Source organism: Pseudomonas sp. A6, assembly GCF_052367875.1.
Lineage (GTDB): Bacteria > Pseudomonadota > Gammaproteobacteria > Pseudomonadales > Pseudomonadaceae > Pseudomonas > Pseudomonas citronellolis.
In genome coordinates, this window is record NZ_CP198970.1 from 1,500,169 (window position 1) to 1,522,746 (window position 22,578).

18 protein-coding genes are annotated in these 22,578 nt (G+C 68.8%); 5 read left to right on the forward strand and 13 right to left on the reverse strand.

All coding sequences use genetic code 11. The annotated features are described in order from the left end of the window. Positions 1 to 475: 475 nt before the first annotated feature. The 7 genes from ACTWJ5_RS06795 to galB all read right to left on the reverse strand — a co-directional run bounded on the left by ACTWJ5_RS06795 (position 476) and on the right by galB (position 6,946). Positions 476 to 1,285, reverse strand: coding sequence for an ABC transporter ATP-binding protein (locus tag ACTWJ5_RS06795; protein ID WP_444437902.1), 810 nt, complete (start codon positions 1,283 to 1,285; stop codon positions 476 to 478). Further along, the gene (locus tag ACTWJ5_RS06800; RefSeq protein ID WP_444437904.1) at positions 1,282 to 2,322 is read right to left on the reverse strand and encodes a FecCD family ABC transporter permease; all 1,041 of its coding nucleotides are present in this window, start codon (positions 2,320 to 2,322) and stop codon (positions 1,282 to 1,284) included. Before ACTWJ5_RS06800 ends, ACTWJ5_RS06795 begins: the two co-directional genes overlap by 4 nt. Then, positions 2,319 to 3,329: a FecCD family ABC transporter permease gene (locus tag ACTWJ5_RS06805; protein WP_444437906.1), complete on the reverse strand. Its 1,011-nt coding sequence runs from the start codon at positions 3,327 to 3,329 to the stop codon at positions 2,319 to 2,321. The genes ACTWJ5_RS06800 and ACTWJ5_RS06805 overlap by 4 nt, the downstream gene beginning before the upstream one ends. After that, positions 3,329 to 4,261 (reverse strand): ABC transporter substrate-binding protein, encoded by a 933-nt coding sequence (locus ACTWJ5_RS06810; protein WP_444437908.1) that lies wholly within the window; start codon positions 4,259 to 4,261, stop codon positions 3,329 to 3,331. Before ACTWJ5_RS06810 ends, ACTWJ5_RS06805 begins: the two co-directional genes overlap by 1 nt. A 155-nt stretch (positions 4,262 to 4,416) precedes the next feature. Continuing rightward, complete coding sequence (locus tag ACTWJ5_RS06815; protein ID WP_444437910.1) at positions 4,417 to 5,496, reverse strand: 4-oxalomesaconate tautomerase; 1,080 nt, start codon at positions 5,494 to 5,496, stop codon at positions 4,417 to 4,419. Between the two features lie 2 nt (positions 5,497 to 5,498). Next, positions 5,499 to 6,215, reverse strand: a complete 717-nt coding sequence (locus ACTWJ5_RS06820) for a 4-carboxy-4-hydroxy-2-oxoadipate aldolase/oxaloacetate decarboxylase (RefSeq protein WP_444437912.1) — start codon at positions 6,213 to 6,215, stop codon at positions 5,499 to 5,501. After that, positions 6,212 to 6,946, reverse strand: coding sequence for a 4-oxalmesaconate hydratase (gene galB / locus ACTWJ5_RS06825; RefSeq protein ID WP_253392286.1), 735 nt, complete (start codon positions 6,944 to 6,946; stop codon positions 6,212 to 6,214). The genes ACTWJ5_RS06820 and galB overlap by 4 nt, the downstream gene beginning before the upstream one ends. A 156-nt stretch (positions 6,947 to 7,102) precedes the next feature. Between galB and ACTWJ5_RS06830 the strand changes: the two genes are divergently transcribed. Both ACTWJ5_RS06830 and ACTWJ5_RS06835 read left to right on the forward strand, forming a co-directional pair. After that, complete coding sequence (locus ACTWJ5_RS06830; protein ID WP_116422487.1) at positions 7,103 to 8,308, forward strand: LysR family transcriptional regulator; 1,206 nt, start codon at positions 7,103 to 7,105, stop codon at positions 8,306 to 8,308. Positions 8,309 to 8,679: 371 nt separating this feature from the next. Next, the gene (locus ACTWJ5_RS06835) at positions 8,680 to 9,657 is read left to right on the forward strand and encodes an IS110 family transposase (RefSeq protein ID WP_444436200.1); all 978 of its coding nucleotides are present in this window, start codon (positions 8,680 to 8,682) and stop codon (positions 9,655 to 9,657) included. Between the two features lie 235 nt (positions 9,658 to 9,892). Here ACTWJ5_RS06835 and ACTWJ5_RS06840 read toward each other — a convergent pair whose 3' ends face one another. The 4 genes from ACTWJ5_RS06840 to ACTWJ5_RS06855 all read right to left on the reverse strand — a co-directional run bounded on the left by ACTWJ5_RS06840 (position 9,893) and on the right by ACTWJ5_RS06855 (position 14,827). Further along, positions 9,893 to 11,143, reverse strand: coding sequence for an OprD family porin (locus ACTWJ5_RS06840; protein ID WP_444437914.1), 1,251 nt, complete (start codon positions 11,141 to 11,143; stop codon positions 9,893 to 9,895). A gap of 92 nt (positions 11,144 to 11,235) precedes the next feature. Continuing rightward, a complete protein-coding gene (locus tag ACTWJ5_RS06845; protein WP_249917647.1) occupies positions 11,236 to 12,498 on the reverse strand; it encodes a gallate dioxygenase in 1,263 nt (420 codons plus the stop codon). Positions 12,499 to 12,519: 21 nt separating this feature from the next. Continuing rightward, positions 12,520 to 13,875, reverse strand: a complete 1,356-nt coding sequence (locus ACTWJ5_RS06850) for an MFS transporter (protein WP_074976726.1) — start codon at positions 13,873 to 13,875, stop codon at positions 12,520 to 12,522. 217 nt (positions 13,876 to 14,092) lie between these two features. Next, positions 14,093 to 14,827 (reverse strand): siderophore-interacting protein, encoded by a 735-nt coding sequence (locus ACTWJ5_RS06855; protein ID WP_444437917.1) that lies wholly within the window; start codon positions 14,825 to 14,827, stop codon positions 14,093 to 14,095. A 77-nt stretch (positions 14,828 to 14,904) separates the two neighbouring features. Here ACTWJ5_RS06855 and ACTWJ5_RS06860 point away from each other — a divergent pair, with 77 nt between their 5' ends. Beyond that, the gene (locus tag ACTWJ5_RS06860) at positions 14,905 to 15,333 is read left to right on the forward strand and encodes a MarR family winged helix-turn-helix transcriptional regulator (RefSeq protein WP_256514567.1); all 429 of its coding nucleotides are present in this window, start codon (positions 14,905 to 14,907) and stop codon (positions 15,331 to 15,333) included. Between the two features lie 378 nt (positions 15,334 to 15,711). Here ACTWJ5_RS06860 and ppnN read toward each other — a convergent pair whose 3' ends face one another. Both ppnN and ACTWJ5_RS06870 read right to left on the reverse strand, forming a co-directional pair. Then, positions 15,712 to 17,088 (reverse strand): nucleotide 5'-monophosphate nucleosidase PpnN, encoded by a 1,377-nt coding sequence (ppnN, locus tag ACTWJ5_RS06865; protein WP_074976719.1) that lies wholly within the window; start codon positions 17,086 to 17,088, stop codon positions 15,712 to 15,714. 228 nt (positions 17,089 to 17,316) lie between these two features. Then, positions 17,317 to 18,219, reverse strand: a complete 903-nt coding sequence (locus tag ACTWJ5_RS06870; protein WP_074976717.1) for an alpha/beta fold hydrolase — start codon at positions 18,217 to 18,219, stop codon at positions 17,317 to 17,319. Positions 18,220 to 18,708: 489 nt separating this feature from the next. Between ACTWJ5_RS06870 and ACTWJ5_RS06875 the strand changes: the two genes are divergently transcribed. Next, entirely contained in the window at positions 18,709 to 19,560 is an 852-nt protein-coding gene (locus tag ACTWJ5_RS06875; RefSeq protein WP_043315845.1) for a substrate-binding periplasmic protein, read from the forward strand. Then, positions 19,557 to 22,439 carry an HD domain-containing phosphohydrolase gene (locus tag ACTWJ5_RS06880; protein WP_444437920.1) on the forward strand — a complete coding sequence of 961 codons (2,883 nt, stop codon included), beginning with the start codon at positions 19,557 to 19,559 and terminating at the stop codon, positions 22,437 to 22,439. Before ACTWJ5_RS06875 ends, ACTWJ5_RS06880 begins: the two co-directional genes overlap by 4 nt. The last annotated feature ends 139 nt before the right edge of the window (positions 22,440 to 22,578 follow it).

Here is a 22,578-nt window from a genome sequence, read left to right on the forward strand (position 1 = left end):
TGCAAATGATCCCACTGGCGGTGGGGGCGGGGCAATGGCTGGGTGCTGGCATTTCGTCGCATCTGAGGTGCTGGGGGGATGGTGCTTTTCGTAGGAGCGAGCTTGCTCGCGAACAATGGCGTCAAGCCTTGCTCCGGAGCGATGTCGAAGCCGGTCCCCTCTCCCCAGCCCTCTCCCTGAAGGGAGAGGGGGCTTGTCCGTGCCGAGAGGAGGAATGGCTTCAGTCGGAAACCAACGGTGCTGCCGGCTGACTCCAGAACATCCGTGTCTGCCCAACGGCCCCCTCTCCCTGAAGGGAGAGGGGACTTGTCCGTGCCGAGAGGAGGAATGGTTTCAGCTGGCAGCTTTCGGTACTGCCGGCTGACTCAGGAATATCCAAGCACTCCGAACGGTCCCCTCTCCCTTCAGGGAGAGGGTTAGGGAGAGGGTGCTCTCAGTCTTGGCGCCGAAGCCCCATTCGCGAGCAAGCTCGCTCCTACGAAAAGCAAGCTCGCACCCGACTGGCCCCAACGATCAGCGGCGTGCCGCTGTAGGGATCGCTCAGCAGCGTACAGCGCACGCCATACAGCGCCTCCACCAGTTCCGCCGTCACCACCCTGGCCGGCGCGCCTTCGGCCAGCACCTGGCCGCCCTTCATCGCCACCAGGTGGTCGGCGTAGCGGCAGGCGCTGGACAGGTCGTGGACCACCATCACCACCGTCTTGCCGGCCTCGGCCAGGTGGCGGATCAGTTCGAAGACCTCGATCTGGTGGCCCAGGTCCAGCGCCGAGGTGGGTTCGTCGAGCAGCAGCAGCGGGGTGTCCTGGGCGATGGCCATGGCGATCCAGGCGCGCTGGCGCTGGCCGCCGGACATGGATTCCAGCGGCCGCTCGGCCAGCTCGCCGAGGTCGGCGGCGGCCAGGGCGGCGTCCACCACCTTCTGGTCCTCGGCGCTCCATTGCTGGAACAGGCCCTGGTGCGGCTGGCGGCCGAAGCGGATCAGCTCGGTCACGGTGAGGCCGTCCGGGGCGCTGGCGTCCTGGGGCAGCAGCGCCAGGCGCCGCGCCACTTCCTTCGACGGCAGGCTGGCGATGGCCTTGCCGTCGAGCAGCACGGCGCCGCCGCTGGGCCTCTGCAGGCGCGCCAGGCCCGCCAGCAGGGTGGACTTGCCGCAGCCGTTGGGGCCGACGATGGCGGTGACCTGGCCGGCCGGCAGGCGCAGGTCCAGGCCTTCGATGATCGGCCGCTTGCCGTAGGCCATGCACAGGCCGCGGGTTTCCAGCGGGGCGCTGGGGTTCGGGTTCATGGCTGTCTCCCGGAGGGTTGGCGCAGGATGATCCACAGCAGGTAGGGCGCGCCTATCACCGCCATGACGATGCCCACGGGGATTTCGATGGGCGCCAGCAGGGTGCGCCCCAGCCAGTCGGCCAAAAGCGTCAGCAGGGCGCCGGCCAGGGCCGCGTTGAGCACCGGCACGCCGTGCTGGCCGCCCAGGTAGCGCGCTGCCTCGGGGGCGATCAGCGCCACCAGGCCGACCGGCCCGGCCACCGCCACGGCCAGCCCGGTGAGGGCCACGCTCAGCGCCAGGGTGGCGATGCGCATGGCGCCCAGGCGCACGCCCAGGCCGATGGCCACGCTGTCGGAGAAGCGCATCAGCATCAGCGGCCGCGTCAGCAGGCGCGCCGCCGGCAGGCCCAGGGCCAGGCCGCCGGCCAGCAGCCACACGGCCAGCGGCGGACGGGCGTTGAGGCTGCCGACGGTCCAGGGGTAGGCGGCGTTGGCCGCGTCTATGTCGGCGCGGGCCAGCATCAGGTTGGTCAGGGCGCCGAACAGCGCGCCTATGCCCAGGCCGACGACGATGAAGCGATAGCCGCGGGCGCCGGCCCCGGCGGCGAGCAGGAAGGTCAGCGCGGCAGCGCTGGCGGCGCCGGTCAGGGCCAGGGCCGAGGGCGCCAGGCTGGTCGGCACCGCGACTATGGAGGCCACGGCGAAGGCGGTGGCGCCGTTGTCCAGGCCGACCATGCCCGGGGTGGCCAGGCGGTTGCGCGCCAGGGTCTGCATCAGGCAGCCGGCGGCGCCCAGGGCGGCGCCGCTGAGCAGGCCAGCGAGCAGGCGCGGCAGGCGCAGCTCGCGCACCAGCAGTTGCTGGAAGGGGTCGCCCTGGCCGAGCAGGGTGGCGATGGCCTGGCCGGCGCCGAGGCCGTCGCCACTCAGGCAGAACACGAAGGCGGCGGCCAGCGCCGCCAGCAACGCCAGGCCGACCATGAGGCTGCGGCGGTGCCAGAGCAGCGACAGCCGGCCCAGGCGCAGCAGGCCGTAGCCGTGGGGAGAGGGCGCGTTCATTGGCGTTGCAGCGTCGGCAGGCGGTGCGAGCGCACCACGGCGATGAGGATGGGCGCGCCGACGAAGGCGGTGACCACCCCCACCGGCATCTCGTAGGGGCGCACCAGCAGGCGCGCGATTATGTCGGCCAGCAGCAGTACGCAGGGCCCCAGCAGCAGGCACAGGCCGAAGCAGCTGCGGATGTCGCTGCCCACCAGGCGGCGGGCGATGAAGGGCACGATCAGGCCGAGGAAGGCGATGGGCCCGGCGGCGGCGTTGGCCGTGCCCACCAGTAGCGCCACCGCCAGCAGGGTGGCCAGGCGCACCCGCTGCGGGTGATGGCCGAGGCCGCTGGCGACGCGTTCGCCCAGGGCCAGGGCGGCCAGCGGGCGGACCAGCGGCAGTGCCACCAGCAGGCCGAGCAGCAGCCCCGGCAGGCTCCAGTGCAGGGTATCCAGCGGCCGGCCGGCGAGGCTGCCGACCACCCAGAAGCGCACCTCGTCGGCGGTGCGCTGGTCCCACAGCAGCACCAGGCTGCTCTGGGCGGTGAGCAGGCCGGAGAAGGCCACCCCGGCCAGCACCAGGCGCACCGGGTCGTCGCCCACCCCGCGCAGGCGCGACACTGCCAGCACCAGCAGGCAGCCGCCCAGGGCGCCGAGCACGGCCACCGCCAGGTTGAGGCCGGCGGCGGTGGCGCCGAGGTTGATCGCCAGGGTCACGGCGAAGGCCGAGCCGGCGCTGACGCCCAGCAGGCCGGGCTCGGCCAGCGGGTTGCGCGTCACCGATTGCAGCAGCAGGCCGGCGGCGCCCAGGGCCACGCCCACCAGCAGGGCCAGTTCGGTGCGCGCCAGGCGCAGCACGCCGACGACGAAGCGGGTGTCTTCGTCGGCGCCGCCGAACAAGGCTTGCAGGCTGGCCCAGGGACCGGCGTCGCCGGCACCCAGCAGCAGGCTGGCCAGGCACAGCAGCAACAGAAGCGAAGCCGCCAGCCCGAGGGCCAGCGGCTGGGGCAGGCGCGCGGGCAGCATCAGTTGGCCAGCGCCTTCTCCACGTCATCCAGCACCTGCTGGGCGGCCAGGTAGCCGGAGCTGCTGCTCCAGATCTGCCCGTCGACGCTGGCCAGGTGCCCGGCCTGCACCGCTTTCAGGCGGGTGAAGGCCGGTTGCTGGCGGGCTTCGGCCAGGGCCTTCTCGCCGTCGGGGTTGAGGGTGGCGAGGAAGATCCAGTCGGCATCGGCCTTGGACAGGTTCTCCAGGCTGAGGATGTCGGTGTGCGGACGCTGGGTCTGCTGCGCCGCCAGCGGGTTGGGCCGCAGGCCCAACTGGTCGAGCAGCTGGCCGGCGAACAGGTGGCTGGACATCATGATCGGCCCCTGCGGGTTCCAGCGCACCACGCTCAGGCTGGCGTCGGCCGGCAGCCGTGGGCGCAGCCCGGCGATGCGCTGGTCGAGTTCGTTCAGGCGCTGCTCGGCCTCGGCGTTCCTGTCCAGGGCCGCGGCGTAGGTGCGGAAGGCTGCGCGCCAGTCCTCCAGGGCGCCGCCCTTGGGCACCACGGTGGGCGCCATCAGGCTGAGCTTGGCGTACTGCTCGCGGGTCAGGCCGGGGCTGGCGAGGATCAGGTCCGGGCGCAGCTTGAGCACGGCTTCCAGGTTGACTTCGCGCACGGTGCCCACCAGCGGCAGCTTGCCGGCCTTGGCCTTGAGGTATTCGGGGATGTCGCTGCCGCCGCGGCTGGCCAGCGCGCCCAGGGGTTGCACGCCCAGGGCGAGGGCGGCGTCCAGGGTGTTCTCGCCCAGGGCCACCACGCGCTGCGGGTGGTCCTTGACCTGCACCGGGCCGAAGGCGGTGTCCAGGGTGGCGGCGCTGGCGCCGCTGGGCAGCAGGAGCAGGAAGGCGCTGGTGACGGCGGCGGCCGCGCAGGCCAGCAGGCGGCGGGAGAGGGGAAGGGCTCGGGCTTGCATGGAGGTTTTCCTGAGGCGCCGAAGATGGCGGGCGGTTGGGAAACGCCCATAGATACGACAGAAGCGAGTTGGAATCACTCGCATTTACCGTTTTTTTACAACTGCGATGATTTGTGTCAAAGCCGCGCGGCAGGGCGCCGCGCGGTTTGCCCGGGTCAGTGGCCGGCCCACAGCGCGCGGGGAATGCACACCTGGCCGTCGAACAGCAGGCGCGCGGTGCGCACCAGGCCGCAGCCGGCCACCAGGCCGTCGCGCAGGCGGATTTCCACGCTGAATTCGCCGCTGGGGTGTTCCACCGCCAGGCGCCGCACTTCGCCTTCGCCGGCGCGAGCGACGTCCTGCGCCACCGAGCCTTGCACCAGGCAGGCGCTGGCCACGCTCACCGCGCCGAACACGCCGATGGAGGCATGGCAGCGGTGCGGGATGAACGAGCGGGTGTTGATCGCCCCGCCCTGGCGCGGTGCCGAGACCAGGCACATCTTCGGTACGTTGCGCTGGCCGACATCGCCCAGGTTCATGCGCGGGCCGGCTTGCAGGCGGATGGACTCCAGGCGCGCCTTCAGCTCGGCGTCGGCGTCCAGTTCCTCGCGGCTTTCGCAGCCGCTGCGGCCCAGGTCCTCGGCGCGCAGCAGCACCACCGGCATGCCGTTGTCGATGCAGGTGACCTCGATGCCGTCGAAGCTGTCGCGGGCATTGCCGGTGGGCAGCAGGGCACCGCAGCTGGAGCCGGCCACGTCGGCGAACTCCACCACCAGCGGCGCGGCGCTGCCGGGCACGCCGTCGATGCGCGTGTCGCCGGCGTATTCCACCTCGCCGTCGGGCGTGGGGACGTGCGCCACGGCGATCTGCCCGGTGTTCTCCATGAAGATGCGCACCGCCGTGCTGGCGCCGCGCACCGGCACCAGGCCGCGCTCGAGGGCGAAGGGGCCGACGCCGGCGAGGATGTTGCCGCAGTTCTGCCCGTAGTCCACCCGCGCCTCGTCCACCAGCACCTGGGCGAACAGATAGTCGACATCGGCGTCCTCGCGGCGCGAGGCCTGGACGATGGCGACCTTGCTGGTCAGCGGGTCGGCGCCGCCGAGGCCGTCGATCTGGCGCTTGTCCGGCGAGCCCATCACCGCCAGCAGCACGCGCTCGCGCAACCCGGCGTCGACGGGCAGGTCGGTGCCGAGGAAGTAGGCGCCCTTGGAGGTGCCGCCGCGCATGAGCAGGCAGGGGATGCGGGTCTGGCTCATGTTCAGCCTCCCAGTTCGTCGAGGCTGTCCACGTAGCGCAGGCCCTTGGCGGCCAGGCGTGGGCGCATCTCGTAGATGTCCAGGCCGAGTTCGCCGGCGGCCAGGCGCAGGCGCTTCCGTTCTTCCAAATCGGCGCGCTTGCGCGCGGCTTCCAGCACCTGGGCCGCTTCGCCGTGGCGCACCACGACCACGCCGTCGTCGTCGGCGATGACGATGTCGCCGGCGTTCACCAGTTGCCCGGCGCACAGCAGCGGCAGGTTCACCGAGCCGAGCACTTCCTTCACCGTGCCTTGGGCGTTGATGGCCCTGGACCACACGGCAAAGCCCATCTCGCGCAGGGTGTGGCTGTCGCGGATGCCCGCGTCTATCACCAGGCCGCGCACGCCGCGGGCCTTGAGCGAGGTGGCCAGCAGGTCGCCGAAGTAGCCGTCGCTGCACGGCGAGCTGGGCGCCACCACCAGCAGGTCGCCGGGGCGGCACTGTTCGACGGCGACGTGGAACATCCAGTTGTCGCCCGGCGCCACCAGCACGGTCACCGCGCTGCCGGCCACCGCCACGCCCTGCTGGATCGGGCGGATGCCGGTGTTCAGCAGGCCCTTGCGGCCCTGGGCCTCGTGCACGGTGGCCACGCCCAGGCGGGCGAGTTCGTCGATCACTTCCGGCGCTGCGCGGGGGATGTTGCGCACCACGATGCCGGTCTTGCCGATCAGCGCGCTCATGCCAGGTTCTCCGTCACGCGCGGGAACACGCTCTGGAAGCCTTCGGCGTAGACGATGTTGCGCGCGCTGGTGATGCCGACGTTGCGCTTGGCCTGCACGCCGCGCTGCAGGGCGACGCGGGTGTAGTACTCCCACAGGTGTTCCTGGCCGGCCATGCACTGGATGGCGGCGTACTTCCTGTCCCACACGCCGGTGATGTCGAGGAAGGTGTCCGGGCGCCATTCGCACTGCTCCGGCTGGTGCGGTTCGAAGGCGTATACGGGCGGCGCGCCGACGATCTTCTCGCCCGGCTTGTAGCCCTCGGCCTGGGCGATGATGCGCGCCTCCTGGGCGAGGTTCATGGCCAGCGGGTGGTCGTAGTTGTACGGGTCCTTCAGCGAGTGGCTGAGGAGGAATTCCGGCTGCACGCGGCGGAACACGTCGGCCAGGCGGAACAGGGTGTCCTGGTCGGCGCGCATCGGGTAGTCGCCGATGTCGAAGAACTCGACGCTGGCGCCGAGGATTTCGGCGGCGGCCAGGGCCTCTTCGCGGCGCGCGGCCTTGACCTTCGCTTCGGTCATCTCGCCCTTGCGCCACAGCTTGGCGGACTCGCCGCGCTCGCCGAAGGACAGGCAGACGATGTGCACGGCGTAGCCCTGCTCGGCGTGCAGGGCGATGGCGCCACCGGCGCGCCAGACGAAATCGGCGGAATGGGCGCTGACCACCAGGGCGGATTTTTGTGCTGCGTTCATGTGGGTGGGCTCCGGTTGGGAATGTGTCGAGGATGTCACCGAGGGCCACGGCGGACTAATGCGTTCAGTTGTTGGAGGTATGCGTTCTGCTTATTGCGCTTGTCCGGAGGGCTGGGCATAGTCCCGTCGGAGTAAGGCTGCGCGCCGGGAGGGGATATGAGCGACTTCGAGCTGCCGAACCTGATGCAGGTCCGCGCCTTCGTCCGCGTGGCGGACCTGGGCAGCGTGTCGCGGGCTTCGGAGGCGCTGTTCCGCGCGCAGTCGGTGGTCACCCGCGCCATCTCCGAGCTGGAGGCGCGGCTCGACGCGCCGCTGTTCGAACGCCACGCCAACGGCATGCGCCTGACCGACTACGGCGACTGCGTGCTGCCCCGCGCGCGCCGCGTGCTGGCCGAGCTGGAGAGCGTGCCGAGGGTGCTGGGCGCGGCGCCGGTGGAGCCGCTGTACCTGTTCCAGGGGCGGCGCCTGGAGGTCTTCGTCAAGCTCTGCGAGACGCGCCACATGCAGACCGTGGCCAGCCACTTCGGCCTCAGCCAGCCGGCGGTCAGCTCGGCGCTCAAGGTGTTGGAGGGCGGCTGCGGCCGGCCGCTGTTCGAGCGCACCCCGCGCGGCCTGCAGCCGACGCGGGCGAGCCACGAGATCCTCTTTCCGATCCGCCGCGCGCTCAACGAGCTGCGTCATATCGAGACCGACCTCAGCGCCATGCGCGGCAGCCTGCAGGGCGTGGTGCATGTCGGCGCGTTGCCGCTGGGGCGCACGCGCATCCTGCCCGAGGCCATCGTCCGCCTCACCGCCGAGCATCCCGGGGTGCGGGTGATCACCAACGAAAGTCCGTTCGACCTGCTGGCCACCGAGCTGCGCGCCGGCGACCTGGACTTCGTCTTCGGCGCCCTGCGCTCGGCGGACTACGCCAGCGACCTGGCCGGCGAGGCGCTGCTCACCGAGGAGATGGTGCTGCTGGCGCGCCGTGGCCACCCGCTGCTGGAAGGCACCCGCGAGCTGGCGGAACTGCAGCGGGCGCGCTGGGTATTGCCGCGCGCGGGCTCCCCGGCCCGGGGCCTGCTCGACGCCTGCTTCGCCGCCTCGGGCATGGCCGCGCCCTGGCCGGTGGTGGAGAGCGGCGACCTGGCGACCATCCGCGGCCTGCTGCTGCGCTCGGACATGCTCGCGGCGGTGTCGGCGCACCAGCTGGAACACGAGATAGCCTCCGGCGAGCTGTGCCGCCTGCCGGTGCAGCTGCAACAGACCACCCGCGCCATCGGCCTGACCTGCCGCAGCGGCTGCCTGCATTCGCCGGTGTCGGCGGCGTTGATGCAGAGCATCCGCGAGGTGATCCAGGGGACAGGGGCCCATAACCTGTAGGAGCGGGCCCTGCCCGCGATTCGCGCGCAGGGCGCGCTCCTACAGGGGAATGGCGCGGGTGGGGCGGCGTAGGAGCGGATCTCATCCGCGAATCGCGCCGGAGGTTCCGGCTATCGCGGACAAGGTCCGCTCCTTGTATGTCGACGACCCGCCATAACGGCGGGTAGTCTCCGGCTGATCACCGGAAGGAAGACCAGGAAGACGTGTCCGCTCCTAGGCTACGAGCCTGCACTGTAGATAGTCTCCTGCCTTCCCAATCCACTCGTGAGTCCGAACGGTATCTGGAGCCCCACCCCGGTGGTAGCTCGTATAGGCAAGGTTGGATGGAGTGGAGTGCTGATGATGTAAAGCTGTAAGAGGTAGCAGGAGTTATGGCCATCGTAGTTGGCGTGGATATCGCCAAGAAAACTTTCGACATTGCGGTTCTGCAGAGCAATGGCAAATACCGCACCAAAGGCAATCTGAGCAACGATCAGTCGGGCTTCAGCGTCTTTGACCAGTGGCTGCAAAAACATGCCGAGCCAGGGGCGTGGGTGGTGATGGAAGCCACCAACATCTATCACGAAGCTCTGGGCGATTATCTGTTGGCCCGGGGATATCGTGTCTGCGTGATGAATCCGGCACGTATCGCCAGCTATGCGCAAAGCCAGTTGCAACGGGTCAAGACCGACAAGGTCGACGCCAAGTTGATCGCCCTCTACGGCGCTCGGCATGCCGAGGATCTCCAGCTCTGGCAGCCGGACCCGGTGAGCGTGCGGCAACTCCGTGCGCTGGTACGGCGCTACGAAGAGCTCAAGGAGCTGTTCCAGATGGAAATCAACCGCCTGGAAACCGCCAAGAGCGACGTGGTGAAAGAGTCGATCCTGTCGGTCTCGGCCCATCTGGAACAGCAGATTGAACAGACGCTGGAAGCGATTCGCCAACATATCGACAACGATCCTGACTTGCGGGGCAAGCGCGATCTGCTGACGAGTATCGAGGGTATCAGCGACAAAACTGCAGCCCTGTTGCTGGCCGAACTTGGATCAATCAGCCGCTTCGAGAGTGCCCGGGCGGTCGTGGCTTTTGCAGGACTCAATCCGAGGCTCAGGGAATCCGGCCAACACAAGGGCCAGGTGAGGATCTCAAAGATCGGCTCACGCCTCTTGCGGGCAGGCCTGTTCATGCCAGCCATCTGTGCCATGAGCCATAACCAGGCGATACGGGCACTGCGTTTACGGCTCGAGGAGAAAGGCAAAGCGGGTAAACAGATCATCTGTGCTGCCATGCGCAAGCTGCTGCAGATCGCCTATGGCGTCCTCAAGTCGGGCCAGCCATACAATGTGGAACTGGCCCTTGCTCGAGGCTAGGTGACACGGTATCTACGGGAGAAATACCGCGCTTCCGGCAACCTGTAGGAGCGGGCCCTGCCCGCGATTCGCGCGCAGGGCGCGCTCCTACAGGGGAATGGTGCGGGTGAGGCAGCGTAGGAGCGGATTCCATCCGCGATCGCGGACAAAGTCCGCTCCTACAGGGGGCACCTGACAATCGTAGGATGGGTTTCGCAAGCTCAACCCATCCTACGAAAGCGCCTCGGCGTGGGGCCTACAGCAGGCTCAGTGGATAGCTCACGATCAACCGGTTCTCGTCGAAGCTGTTCGTGCGCCCCCAGTCGCGGCGCATGTTGGAGTTGCGCCACTTCACGTTCAGCGTCTTCAGCGGCCCGGATTGCACGGTGTAGGCCAGCTCGCTCTCGCGGGCCCATTCGGTGCCGTCGTCGGTGCTGGCGTTGTGCACGTTGTCGCCGTGGATGTAGCGGTTCATCAGCGTCAGGCCGGGCACGCCGAGGGCCGCGAAGTCGAAGTCGTGGCGCAGTTGCCAGGAGTGTTCCCTGGCGCTCTCGAAGCTGGAGCCGAAGGCATCGTTGGCCAGTGTGCCGCCGCTGGCGCCGTTGACGCGGAACCACTCGTCGTCGCCCATGACCTTCTGCAGCCCGACGTAGAAGGTGTTGCCGCCGACCTTCGCCGAGAACATCCCCGAAGCGGTGCGGTTGTCCAGGTCGCCGGCCTTGGCGCTGCCGTCTTCCTTGCCCCAGAAGTAGCCGAGATTGGCGCCCAGCACCCAGTCGCCGATCGGCTGGAAGTGCTGCACCTGCAGGTACTGCTGCTGGTAGATGTCCTTCAGCTCGGCGTTCCACAGGCCGACCAGGGTGCGCTCGTGGTTGAAGCGGTATTCGCCGCCGACGAAGTCGAAGCGGTCGGAGGTGTAGGCCGTGCGGTTGAACAGGCTCATGTCCTCCATGCTGGCGTCGTTGCGCGGGCTGTTCTGGCGGAACTGGCCGCCGTAGAGAGTCAGCCCGGCGAGTTCCTTCGAGGTCACCTGCGCGCCCTGGAAGGTCTGCGTCAGCGAACGGCCGTCGTCGGAACGCAGGATCGGCAGTGCCGGCGCCCATTCGCCGACTTTCAGTTCGGTCTTCGATACTCGCGCCTTGCCGGCCACCGCCAGGCGGCCGAAGTCGTCGGCCGGGCGGCCATCGTCGTGCACCGGCAGCAACTGGGTGCCGGCGGTGCCCTTGCCGCCATCGAGCTTGACGCTGTACAGGCCGAGCACGTCCAGGCCCAGGCCGACGGTGCCCTGGGTGAAGCCGGACTTGAAGTCGAGGATGAAGCTCTGCGTCCATTCCTCGGCCTTGCCCTGGGCGGCATCGCCGGTGTAGTCGCGGTTCATGTAGAAGTTGCGCAGGGTCAGGCTGGACTTGGCGTCGTCGAGGAAGCCTTCGGCCAGCGCCTCCAGCGGCAGGGCCGAGGCCAGGGCCAGGGTGCAGACGAGACGGTGCTTGTGGGACGGGCGGATCATTGTTGTTGTTCTCCGTTTCTTGGGCAAAGCGTCGCCGGCCAGCGGCACGATGGCGTCGCTGGTGGGCGGTGAAGCTGGGCGGGGGAGCGGGGTTAGCGCGGGGCCTTGCCGGCCACCGAGTAGCGCACCTGCTGGTTGCGCGTCTTCATGAAGTCTTCCAGGCTCTGGCCGCGCATGGCGGCGTAGATGTCCAGGTTGGAGACGCCGAGCACGGCGCCGAGTTTCTCCAGCACGAAGAAGATCACCCCGTAGTGGATCAGACCGCGCCAGTCGCGGCGGCGCAGCAGGTCGCGCTCTTCCTCGCTGAGGTCGGCTTCTTCGTACAGCGCCTCGGGTTCGGCGAGGAAGCGCTGGCGCCACTGCGGCTCGATCATGCGGTGCAGGAACTTGTTCAGCCGGTAGCCCTTGGCGCTGCGCTCCAGGGTGTAGGGGTAGGTGCCTTCCAACTGCTCGGCGCCGGCCAGCTGGTGCTGCATGTGCTGGCGGTGGCGCTCGATGGCCGGGGCCGGCAGGCGCTGGTCGCGGTTCTGCAGCAGCAGGGTGGCGATGCCGGTCATGGACGGCAGGTAGTAGTCCTGGTGCAGCTTGTCGACGCTGGCGGACAGCGCGCCGCGCATGATCAGCCAGGTGATCACCTCGGCGCCCTCCATGCCGCCGAGGGTGGCGTATTCGGCGACGGTCATTTCGGTCAGGCGCTCGGGGTCGTTGACCAGCAGCTCGATGAACTGCGCGTCCCACTCCGGGTTGTTGAAGCCGCAGCGCTCGCCGTGGACCTGGTGCGACACGCCGCCGGTGGCGACGATGGCGACCTTGAGGTCTTCCGGGTAGCTCTCGATGGCGCGGCGCAGGGCCTGGCCGAGCTTGTAGCAGCGCCGCGCGCTGGGGATCGGCAACTGCAGCACGCCGACCTGCAGCGGGACTATCTGCAGCGGCCAGCCGTCTGCGCAGGGCAGCAGCGCCGACATCGGCGAGAAGAAGCCGTGGTCCAGCGGCTTGTCGCGGAAGAAGCTCATGTCGAACTCGTCGGCCATCAGGCTTTGCCCGATGTGCCGCGACAGCGCCGCGTGGCCGCCCACCGGCGGCAGCTCGCGCGGGTTGCCGCCCTCGTCGGCGACGCCGTAGCGGTCGTCGACGCCGAGGGTGAAGGCGCTGTAGTGGTCGAAGAAGAACGAGGTGACGTGGTCGTTGAAGATGTAGAAGAGCACGTCCGGGCGCTGTTCCTGGAGCCAGGCGCGGATCGGTTCGAAGCTCTTGAAGATCGGCGCCCAGGCCGCTTCCTCCTGCTTGTCGTGGTCGACGGCGAAGCCGATGGTCGGGGTGTGGGAGACGGCTAGGCCACCAATGATGCGTGCCATGACGGGGTCCTCTGGTTCAGGTTACTGCGCGGCCAGCGCCTGGCTCGCGCGGCGCCGGGCGTGGCCGTTGGCCAGGATCGCCAGGGCCGCGACGAACGCCGGCAGGCCGAGGAAGGTGAACAGCAGCGGCAGGCCCAGGCCGAGGCTGAGCACCGCGCCGCCGATGAGCGAGCCGAAGATGGCGCCGAAGCGGCCGATGCCGAGCATCCAGCTTACCCCGGTGGCGCGGAACTCGGTGGGGTAGTAGCCCGGGGCGAAGGCGTTGAGGCCGGTCTGCGCGCCGCTCATGCAGAAGCCGGCGGCGGTCACGCCGACCACCAGCAGGCTGGACTCCAGGCTCAGCGCGCCGAGGCTGACGATGCACAGGCCGCCCAGGGCGTAGGCGATGGCGATGACGCGGTTGGGGTTGCGCCGGTCCATGATCCAGCCGACCACGATGGCGCCGACGGTGCCGCCGATCTGGAACAGCCCGGTGATGGTGGCGGCGCGTTCGATGGACAGGCCGCCGTCGCGCAGCAGGGTGGGCAGCCAGCCCATGGTCAGGTAGATCACCAGCAGGCCCATGAAGTAGGTGGCCCACAGCGCCAGGGTGCCCAGGCGGAAGCGCCCGTCGAACAGCTGGCGCACCGGTGTCTTGTGCCGCACCGGCGGCTCGCTGACGGTGAAGCGGGTGCCTGCGGCGAAGCGCCCGCCGAGCCTGGCCAGGGCCGCGGCGATCTGCTCGGCCGGGGCCTTGTGCGCGGCCATGAAGCGGGCGGATTCCGGCAGCAGCCACAGCAGCAAGGGCAGCAGAGCCAGCGGCAGCAGGCCGCCGGCGAGCAGCACCGCCTGCCAGCCGTGGTGCGGGATCAGCCAGGCGGCGAGGAAGCCGCCCAGGCCCGAGCCCATGTTGAAGCCGGTGAACATGATGGTGATCAGCAGCGAGCGGCTGCGCTCGGGCAGGTACTCGGCCAGCAGGGTGGTGCTGTTGGGCATGGCCGCGCCCAGGGCGACGCCGGTGAGCAGGCGCAGGAAGGCCAGTTCGTAGGGGCTGCGGGCGAAGGCGCAGGCCAGGCTGAGCAGGCTGAAGCCGGTCACCGCGATCAGCAGCACCTTCTTGCGGCCGAGGCGGTCGGCATAGGGGCCGGCGGTCAGCGCGCCGATGGCCAGGCCGATCATCCCGGCGCTCATCACCGGGCCGAAGGCGGCGCGGGACAGGCCCCACTCCTGCATCAGCGACGGGGCGATGAAGCCCATCACGGCGACGTCGAAGCCGTCGAACAGGACGATGAGGAAGCACAGGGACAGGATCAGCCACTGGTAGGCCGAGATCGGGCGGCTGTCGATCCAGTCTTTGACATCGACGGTCTCCATGCCACCGGGGTTTTGCTTGAGCATTCGCGTTCACCTTTTGTTCTTGTAGTGGTGAAAATTCCAACAGGCTTCGAAAACGATGATGACCGGCAGGAATCACCTCGCCGTTTTTCGGCGTGGGGCGACTGTAAGGCTCAAGGGGCGGGGCTTGCCTCTGGGAAATCCTTAAGCGGGTATCGGTTTTGTTTATGGGGCGCTTGCGCAGGCGTTGCCGGGGCCGGCGACGCCTGGCGGGCAGGTTTCACTGATTGAGTTCCTCGTGGTAGTCGGCCTGGCCCTGACGCCAGTAGGCGGCGACGCGCATGGCTTCCTTCGCCTGGCCCTTCTCCAGCAGCAGGTTGCGCACGCGGACCATGGCCGCGGCCTCGCCAGCGCCCCAGGCGAAGCCTTCGCCGGCGGGCAATTGCAGAGCCTCGACGGCGGCCAGCAGGGTTTCGCCGTCATCGAACCAGTGCAACTGAAGGTCGGCGGCGCTGGCGAACTGGCGACGATCAGCAGCCTCCACCTGCAGCAGGACGATGGCGCGGGTGCCGGCCGGCATCTCCTCCAGGCGCCGGTGCACGGCGGGCAGGCCGGTGGCGTCGGCGACGAACAGGTGCCAGTCGAAGTCCAGCGGGACGATCATCGAGCCGCGCGGGCCGCCGATTACCGCGTTGTCGCCGACCTGGGCGTGCTCGGCCCACTGGCAGGCCTTGCCGTGGCCGTGCAGGGCGAACTCGACGGTCAGCTCGCGGGCCGAGGCGTCGAAGCGGCGCGGGGTGTAGTCGCGGCGTACGATGCTGCCGTCGTCGTCCTCGAACATGAACTTGACGTGGTCGTCGAAGCCGGCGGAGACGAAATCGGCCAGGGCCTCGCCGGCGAAGGTGAGGCTGACGAAGTGCGGGCTGAGCTGTTCGCGGCGGGCGACCTTCACTTCGCGCATGCGCAGTTCGTGGCGGACGCGTTGCACGCGGCGTTGTTGGGTGGCTTGAGTCATGGGTGGCCCTCTTGGGCTATGGTTGATAATATCAACGATCATAAGAATCATTAGTTGATAAAGTCAACCGTATAGTCATGAAAGCCGACGACGTTCTCGAAACCATCCATGCCGTCATGCACCTGTACCGTTCGCGGCAATACCGCGAACTGCGCGACGGCCCCCACGACCTGACGCACATGGAATTCAAGGTGCTGTCCTTCTTCGCCCGCCGCCCGGGCGCCACCCAGCGCCAACTGGTGGAACACAGCGGCCGCGACAAGGCGCAGATCGCCCGGCTGATCCAGGGTCTGCGCAACCGTGGTTTGCTGGAGGGCAGCGCCGATGCATTGGACAAGCGCAGCGTGTGCCTGAGCTTGAGCGCCGCGGGTCAGGCGGTTTACGCCGAGGTGGAAGGGCAGGGCCGGCATCTGTCGGAGGTGGCGGTGCGGGGCTTCAGCGCGCAGGAGCGGGAGCAGTTACAGGGGTTGTTGGCGCGGGTGGAGGCGAATTTGCAGGGGGAGTAGGGGTTTTTGTGGAGGGGCTCGCCGGTGGTTTTGGTGGGGGCGTTCCCTCTCCCCAGCCCTCGGCTGCGCGCCCCGTCCTGAAGGGAGAGGGGGCGTTTCCGTGCCGAGAGGAGGAATGGTTTCAGTTGGTAACCTCTGTGCTAGCCGGCTAACGCCGAAACCCCCGAACACGCCCAACGGTCCCCTCTCCCTTCAGGGAGAGGGTTAGGGAGAGGGCGCGGAGGTTGGCATGGCAGCGGAGCCGCCGGTTACCTCGTTCGCGAGCAAGCTCGCTCCTACGAAAAGCTGGCCAATACCCGAGCGCAATAGCGGCTCCCGTAGGAGCGGGCCCTGCCCGCGATTCGCGCGCAAGGCGCGCTCCTACAGGAATGGCGCAGGTCAGCCCTCCACCACCCGATAGCACGGCTCATACGCCGCCCCACCCGGCAGCTTCATCCGGTGCTGCTTGACGAACGCATGCAGCAGTTCATCCAGACGCCGCATCAGCGCGGGTTCGCCGTGGATTTCGTAGGGGCCGAATTCCTCGATGGCGCGCACGCCCTTTTCCTTGACGTTGCCCGCGACTATCCCGGAGAACGCCCGGCGCAGGTTGGCGGCCAGTTCGTGGGCCGGCAGGTCGGTGCTCAGCTGCAGGGCGGCCATGTGTTCGTGGGTGGGGTCGAAGGGGCGCTGGAAGCCGACGTCGATCTTCAGCAGCCAGTTGAAGTGGAAGGCGTCGTTGCGCTCGCGGCGGAACTGCTTGACCTCCTTCAGGCCCTGGGCCATGTGCCGCGCCACTTCGGCGGGGTTGTCGATGATGATCTGGTAGCGCCGCTGCGCCGCCTCGCCCAGGGTGGCGCCGACGAAGGCGTGCAGCTGCTCGAAGTAGGCCGAGGCGCTGCGCGGCCCGGTGAGCACCAGGGGGAAGGGCAGGTCCTGGTTGTCCGGGTGCATGAGGATGCCCAGCAGGTAGAGGAATTCCTCCGCCGTGCCGACGCCGCCGGGGAAGATGATGATGCCGTGGCCGACGCGCACGAAGGCCTCCAGGCGCTTCTCGATGTCCGGCAGGATCACCAGTTCGTTGACGATGGGGTTGGGCGCCTCGGCGGCGATGATCCCCGGTTCCGTCAGGCCCAGGTAGCGGCCGCCGTGGTGGCGCTGCTTGGCGTGGCCGATGGTGGCGCCCTTCATCGGCCCCTTCATCACGCCCGGGCCGCAGCCGGTGCAGACGTCCAGGTTGCGCAGGCCCAGTTCGTGGCCGACCTTCTTGGTGTACTTGTATTCCTCGGTGCTGATGGAGTGGCCGCCCCAGCACACGACTATCTTCGGCTCCACGCCCGGGCGCAGGGTGCGCGCGTTGCGCAGCAGGTGGAAGACGTAGTCGGTGATGCCCTGCGAGGTGTGCAGGTCGACGCGCTGGTTGTCCAGCTCGTTGGCGGTGTAGACGATGTCGCGCAGGGCGCTGAAGAGCATCTCGCGGGTGCCGGCGATCATCTCGCCGTCGACGAAGGCGTCGGCCGGCGCGTTGACCAGTTCCAGGCGCACGCCGCGGTCCTGCTGGTGGATGCGCACCTCGAAGTCGCGGTAGGCGTCGAGGATGGTCTTGGCGTTGTCGATGCGCGCGCCGGTGTTGAGGATGGCCAGGGCGCACTGGCGGAACAGTTGGTAGACGCTGCCCGAGCCGGCTTCGCTGAGTTGCTGGACTTCGCGCTGGGACAGGGTTTCGAGGGTGCCCTTGGGGCTGACCGAGGCATTGATGGTGGGTCTGGGGGACATTACAGCTTCCATTGGTGCGGATGCCCGGGAGGGCACCTGGGTACTCGACCGCGCGGTGGCGGTGTCCTGCCCCGGGATGGCCGCAAGGGCGGCCCGGTGAGGGTGGGGCTTAAGCGGATAGTAGTGCGTGGGGAGCGAGGCCGCGAGCCCTGCGGATTGCCATCACGGCTGCGGGAAGGCCTCGGCCACCCGCCGGGAAGGCGGGAGCCGGACGACGGGGCGGGGCGTTCAGCCGGCCAGGGCGGCCACCGGAATGCCCTGCTGGTTGGGCAGGTAGCCGTTGCCCAGGGACAGGCTGATCGGCTGGCGCTGTGGCTTCAGGAAGCCGAGCAGGGCATCGCGGGTGTCGTGCCAGCCCTGCTTGTGCTCGACATCGATGAAGTGCCCGGCATTGCGGATGGTGCGGAACTCGCAATCGCGGATCAGCTGCTGGAACAGCTTGGCCTCGGCCGGCGTGGTGTAGAGGTCCAGCTCGCCGTTGAGGAACAGCAGCGGGATGTCGATGGCGGCGAACTTCTCCATGTAGCTCTCGGCGCTGAGCTTGAGCACCTGGCAGATGTGGAAATGCATCTGCCGGTACTCGTGCTCGTCCAGGCCGGCGACGTGGCGGAAGTTGTAGCGCTTGAACAACTGCGGCAGGTAGCGGCCGATGGTCTCGTTGACCAGGCTGGCGACGTTCGGCCGGTCGCAGGCGCCCAGGTAGTCCAGGCCGCGGTGCAGGTAGTCGAGCATCGAGGCGTTGAGCAGCGGCGAGAAGGAGCTGATCACCGCCTTGCGGATGCGGCTGGGTCGCTGCGCCAGGGCCAGCAGGGTGGCCACCCCGCCCCAGGAGAAGGACATCACCACGTCGGCGCGGTAGTGCTCGATCAGCCCGAGCAGCAGCTGCGCCTCGTACTCCTTGCTGATGAATTCGCGGCAGTCGTTGTGCGCCTTGGACCCGCCGGCATAGGGCTGGTCGTAGCAGACCACGTTGAAGTGCGGTTGCAGGTATTTCACCGTTTGCGCAAAGGAGGCGGTAGTAGCCAGCGAGCCGTTGACCAGGATGATGGTCTGGCGTGCTTCCCTGTTGGCGTGGAACTCCGTGTAGACCCGGTGTTGCAGAATTTCGACGACGGCGGTTTCCGGCCTCATGTCGCTTCCTCCATACGCAGCTCGAATGGATGCACCCACGATTGGGTACGAGAGAACTACCAGGCAGAAGGAAAACGCCTCGAGGTGACAGCTTCATGTCACTCGGCGAAAGTTCATATTTCTTTTATTTTCAAAAACTTATAAGTGCAAAAGCGAAGCGCCGAACCTCTTCGGGAGGGCCGTGCACGGGGCTTTCGAGGCAGGTAGGAAAGGCTGGGCCGGGAAGTGCCGAGCGGAAAAATCTTCTTGGACGTGATGCGTGACCGATGAGTCACGCATGGGGCAGAGTTAAGCAGGACGGTTCGCCCGCCGCAAGCCTGTGCCGGGCGTTTTCCCGCCACCGCCGGGGTGGAATCCGACGAACTGCGTTTTTCCGGCAAAAGGCCAGCGTCCTATTACACTTTCCTACAGCTCTTTCTAACTAACTCTCCTGCCGCGGAAGAGGTCGTTGCGCTCCTCCCTGGCCGACACAACGGATGGGTCGGATTCATGGTCGTGCACCCTGTTTTGCGAACCGGGCTGGTTTTCGCCGTGCTGGCCTGCGCGGGTCCGCCCGCGGCCGCGGATGACCTCTACGGCTGCGCGCAACCGGTGCGCCTGGCGTTCTACCGCAACCAGGTGTTCTACCACGACGGCAAGGGCCTGGACGCCGACCTGGTGGCGGAACTGGCGCGCCGCACCGGCTGCGCCTTCGAGGTCTCGGTGCGGCCGCGGGCGCAGATCTGGACGGCCCTGCAGCGCGGCGAACTGGACATGGCCACCAGCGCCGTGGCCACCGTCGAGCAGCGCCGCTACGCCTACTTCGTGCCCTACCTGCGCCTGCGCGAACGGCTGATCGTGCCGCTGGACCTGTCCGCCGACCTGCACAGCCTGGACGACTTCCATGCGCTGCCGGGCGTGCGCCTGGGCGCGGTCGCCGGCTACAACCACGGCCCCTACCTGGACGCCATGCTGCGCATCCTGCGCAGCGAGGGGCGGGTGCGCGAATACGTCGACGAGACGGCCTGCTTCAACGCTCTGCTGGGCGGCGAGGTGGACGGGCTGATCGGCCACGAACTGAGCCTGTCCGGGCTGCTCCACGAGCCGGCGCTGCGCCACCGCTTCCGCGGCATCGACGTGGCCCGCGGGCCCGGCGTGCCGCGCAGCCTGGTGCTGGCCCGCGGGCGTTTCAGCGCGGCGCAGAGCGCGCAGTGGCAGCGCCTGTTCGAGGACCTGCGGCTGGACGGCTCGCTGGTCCGCATCTTCCTGCGCAACGCGCCGCTGGACGTCGCTGCGGCGCTTCTCGACAACGGCTACCGGCCGACCCCCGACGGGCAAGGCGGACAGGACGAGGCACCATGAGGGCAGACAAGCGCGGCATCCCCCTGCAGGTCCTGGTGACCGGCGCCATCATCCTGAGCATGCTGGTGCTGGCCGTGTCCCTGCTGGTGCAGGGCTACCGGGGCGTGGAAGGGGCGTTGGTGACGGCGGCGGGGGAATCCGCGGCGCAGCTGGGGGTGACGGTCAACGAGCGCATCCGCCGGTTGCTCGACCCGGCGCAGAACACCCTGCGCCTGCTCAGCTACGACGGCATCTCGCAGACCGACAACCTGCCGGCGCGCCTGGAGCGCCTGCCGATGCTGGCCGAGAACCTGCGCGCCAACCGCACCCTCAGCGCGCTCTACATCGGCTACCCGAACGGCGAGTTCCTGCTGATCCGCGCCCTGCGCACGGCCAAGGCGCGCCAGGCGCTCAAGGCCCCGGAGAAGACCTTCTACCTGGTGCAGAGCCAGACCCTCGGCGAGCAGGGCGCGCTGGTCGGCGAGTGGCGCTTCTACGACGCGCGCCTGCAACTGCTGCAGCGCCAGGAACGCCCCGACTACCGCTACGACCCGCGCCAGCGCCCCTGGTACAAGGACGCCTACGCCGGCAAGGGCACGGTGCTGACGCAGCCCTACGTGTTCTTCACCACCCAGGAGATCGGCCTGACCCTGGCCCTGCGCAGCGTCGACGGCGCGGCGGTGATCGGCATGGACGCCTCGGTGGACGACCTGGCCACCGAGATGGGCGGCCTGCGCCAGACCGCCAACACCGAGCTGGCGGTGCTCGGCGCGCAGAACACGGTGATCGCCTACCCGGACCTGGAGCGTTTGCTGCTGAACCAGGGCGGCGAGGTGCGCCTGGCGCACCTCGACGAACTCGGCGTGCCCAGCCTGGAACGCCTGGTCGAGCTCGGCGGCCCGCCCGGCACGCCGCAGCGCTACCAGGTGGCGGGGCAGGACTGGTACGGCATCTGGGTGCCGCTGGTGAACTTCGCCAGCGGCCAGGCGCGGGTTCTGATCGGCATCCCGGCCGACGAACTGTTGGCCGGCGCACGGCAGATGCTGCTGCACCAGGCCGCCTGGAGCGGCGCGCTGCTGCTGGCCCTGCTGCTGCTCGGCTGGCTGATCGGCCGGCGCATCGCCCGCCCGCTGCGGGCCCTGGCCGACCAGGTGGGGGCGCTGGCGGCCTTCGACTTCGCCCGGCCGGTGGGCGTCGACTCGAAGATCCGCGAGGTGCGCGAGCTGAGCCGGGTGCTCGGCGGCATGTCGCGGACCATCCACAACTTCCAGGGCATCACCCTCAGCCTGAGCCGCGAGACGCGCCTGGACAGCATGCTCGCCGAGGTGCTGTCGCGCCTGGTGGTGGCCACCGGCGTGCAGGGCGGCGCGGTGTACCTGCTGCAGGAACAGGACAACCGCCTGGTGCAGGCCTGCGCGGTGAACGGCGAGCACTACCCGCAGTCGCTGCTCATCGAGGGCTTCGACGAGGCGCAGTTGGCCAGCCTGCTGGACCAGGCCCTGAGCGGCCGCGGCCGGCACATGGAGGTGCCGCTGCGCAACCGCAGCGAGGAGCTGCTGGGCATTCTGGTGCTGCAGCTGCAGGAGGAGGGCGAGCGCCGGCGCACGCCGCGGCGGCCGTTCAAGCGCTTCGTCGAGGAGCTGTCCGGCGCCGCCGCCGTGGCCATCGAGACGCGCCAACTGATCGAGGCGCAGCAGCGCCTGCTGGACGCCATCATCAAGCTGCTGGCCGACGCCATCGACGCCAAGAGCCCCTACACCGGCGGCCATTGCGAGCGGGTGCCACAACTGGCCGACATGCTGCTGCAGAAGGCCATCGACGACCGTGACGGGCCCTACGCGGCCTTCGCCATGAGCGACGCCGAGCGCTACGAATTCCAGATCGCCGCCTGGCTGCACGACTGCGGCAAGATCACCAGCCCCGAGTACGTGGTGGACAAGGCCACCAAGCTGGAAACCCTGTACAACCGCCTGCACGAAGTCCGCATGCGCTTCGAGGTGCTCTGGCGCGACGCCGACATCCGCTACTGGCGCGGCCGCGCCGAGGGCGGCGAGGAAAGCGTGCTGCGCGAACGGCGCGATGCCGAGCAGCAGGCGCTGCGCGAGGACTTCGCCTTCGTCGCCCAGACCAACGTCGGCGGCGAGTTCATGAAGGACGAGGACATCGAGCGCCTGGCGCGCATCGGTGAGCGCCGCTGGTGGCGGCACTTCGACGACCGTATCGGCATCTCCCACGACGAGGCCGAGCGCCTGGCCGCGACGCCGGTCGAGCCGCTGCCGGTGGAGGAACGCCTGCTGGCCGACAAGCCCGCACACCAGGTGCCCTGGGGCGAACGCAAGCCGCCGGTGGCCAAGGACGACCCGCGCAACACTTGGGGTTTCGACATGCGCCTGCCGGCCTTCGCCAGCCACTACGGCGAGCTGTACAACCTGGGCATCCGCCGCGGCACCCTGACCGACGAGGAGCGCTTCAAGATCAACGAGCATATCGTCCAGACGCTGATGATGCTCAGCGCGCTGCCGTTGCCCCGGCACCTGCGCCGGGTGCCGACCATCGCCGCCAACCACCACGAGAAGATGGACGGCACCGGCTACCCGCGGCGGTTGTCGGGCGAGGCGATGAGCATTCCCGAGCGGATCATGGCTATTGCCGACATCTTCGAGGCGCTGACCGCCGCCGACCGCCCCTACAAGGCGCCGAAGACGCTGTCCGAGTCGCTGAAGATCCTCGCCTGCATGGCCCGCGACCGCCATGTGGACGCGGGGCTGTTCCGGTTGTTCGTGGCCAGCGGCGTGTACCGCGAGTACGGCGAGCGCTTCCTGCGGCCGGAGCAGATGGATGTGGTGGACGAAGCGGCGGTGCTGGCCATCGTCGAGGCGGGGCAGGCGGAGAAGGCCTGAGCCGCGGCGTAATGCTGATCACTACGGCGTTATCCGCCGAATCGCGGACAGAGTCCGCTCCTACGGGGGAGGCATGCTGTGCTTTCCGGCAACCTGTAGGAGGCCCTGCCCGCGAAATCGCGCGCAGGGCGCGCTCCTA

Coding starts and splice junctions, on each gene's coding strand:
- ACTWJ5_RS06875 (WP_043315845.1), top strand. CDS start 18,709: ATGGTCGTGCACCCTGTTTTGCGAACCGGGCTGGTTTTCGCCGTGCTG.
- ACTWJ5_RS06860 (WP_256514567.1), top strand. CDS start 14,905: ATGAAAGCCGACGACGTTCTCGAAACCATCCATGCCGTCATGCACCTG.
- ACTWJ5_RS06800 (WP_444437904.1), bottom strand. CDS start 2,322: ATGAACGCGCCCTCTCCCCACGGCTACGGCCTGCTGCGCCTGGGCCGG.
- galB (WP_253392286.1), bottom strand. CDS start 6,946: ATGAACGCAGCACAAAAATCCGCCCTGGTGGTCAGCGCCCATTCCGCC.
- ACTWJ5_RS06810 (WP_444437908.1), bottom strand. CDS start 4,261: ATGCAAGCCCGAGCCCTTCCCCTCTCCCGCCGCCTGCTGGCCTGCGCG.
- ACTWJ5_RS06870 (WP_074976717.1), bottom strand. CDS start 18,219: ATGAGGCCGGAAACCGCCGTCGTCGAAATTCTGCAACACCGGGTCTAC.
- ACTWJ5_RS06820 (WP_444437912.1), bottom strand. CDS start 6,215: ATGAGCGCGCTGATCGGCAAGACCGGCATCGTGGTGCGCAACATCCCC.
- ACTWJ5_RS06830 (WP_116422487.1), top strand. CDS start 7,103: ATGAGCGACTTCGAGCTGCCGAACCTGATGCAGGTCCGCGCCTTCGTC.
- ACTWJ5_RS06850 (WP_074976726.1), bottom strand. CDS start 13,875: ATGCTCAAGCAAAACCCCGGTGGCATGGAGACCGTCGATGTCAAAGAC.
- ACTWJ5_RS06805 (WP_444437906.1), bottom strand. CDS start 3,329: ATGCTGCCCGCGCGCCTGCCCCAGCCGCTGGCCCTCGGGCTGGCGGCT.
- ACTWJ5_RS06845 (WP_249917647.1), bottom strand. CDS start 12,498: ATGGCACGCATCATTGGTGGCCTAGCCGTCTCCCACACCCCGACCATC.
- ACTWJ5_RS06880 (WP_444437920.1), top strand. CDS start 19,557: ATGAGGGCAGACAAGCGCGGCATCCCCCTGCAGGTCCTGGTGACCGGC.
- ACTWJ5_RS06840 (WP_444437914.1), bottom strand. CDS start 11,143: ATGATCCGCCCGTCCCACAAGCACCGTCTCGTCTGCACCCTGGCCCTG.
- ACTWJ5_RS06855 (WP_444437917.1), bottom strand. CDS start 14,827: ATGACTCAAGCCACCCAACAACGCCGCGTGCAACGCGTCCGCCACGAA.
- ACTWJ5_RS06795 (WP_444437902.1), bottom strand. CDS start 1,285: ATGAACCCGAACCCCAGCGCCCCGCTGGAAACCCGCGGCCTGTGCATG.
- ppnN (WP_074976719.1), bottom strand. CDS start 17,088: ATGTCCCCCAGACCCACCATCAATGCCTCGGTCAGCCCCAAGGGCACC.
- ACTWJ5_RS06815 (WP_444437910.1), bottom strand. CDS start 5,496: ATGAGCCAGACCCGCATCCCCTGCCTGCTCATGCGCGGCGGCACCTCC.
- ACTWJ5_RS06835 (WP_444436200.1), top strand. CDS start 8,680: ATGGCCATCGTAGTTGGCGTGGATATCGCCAAGAAAACTTTCGACATT.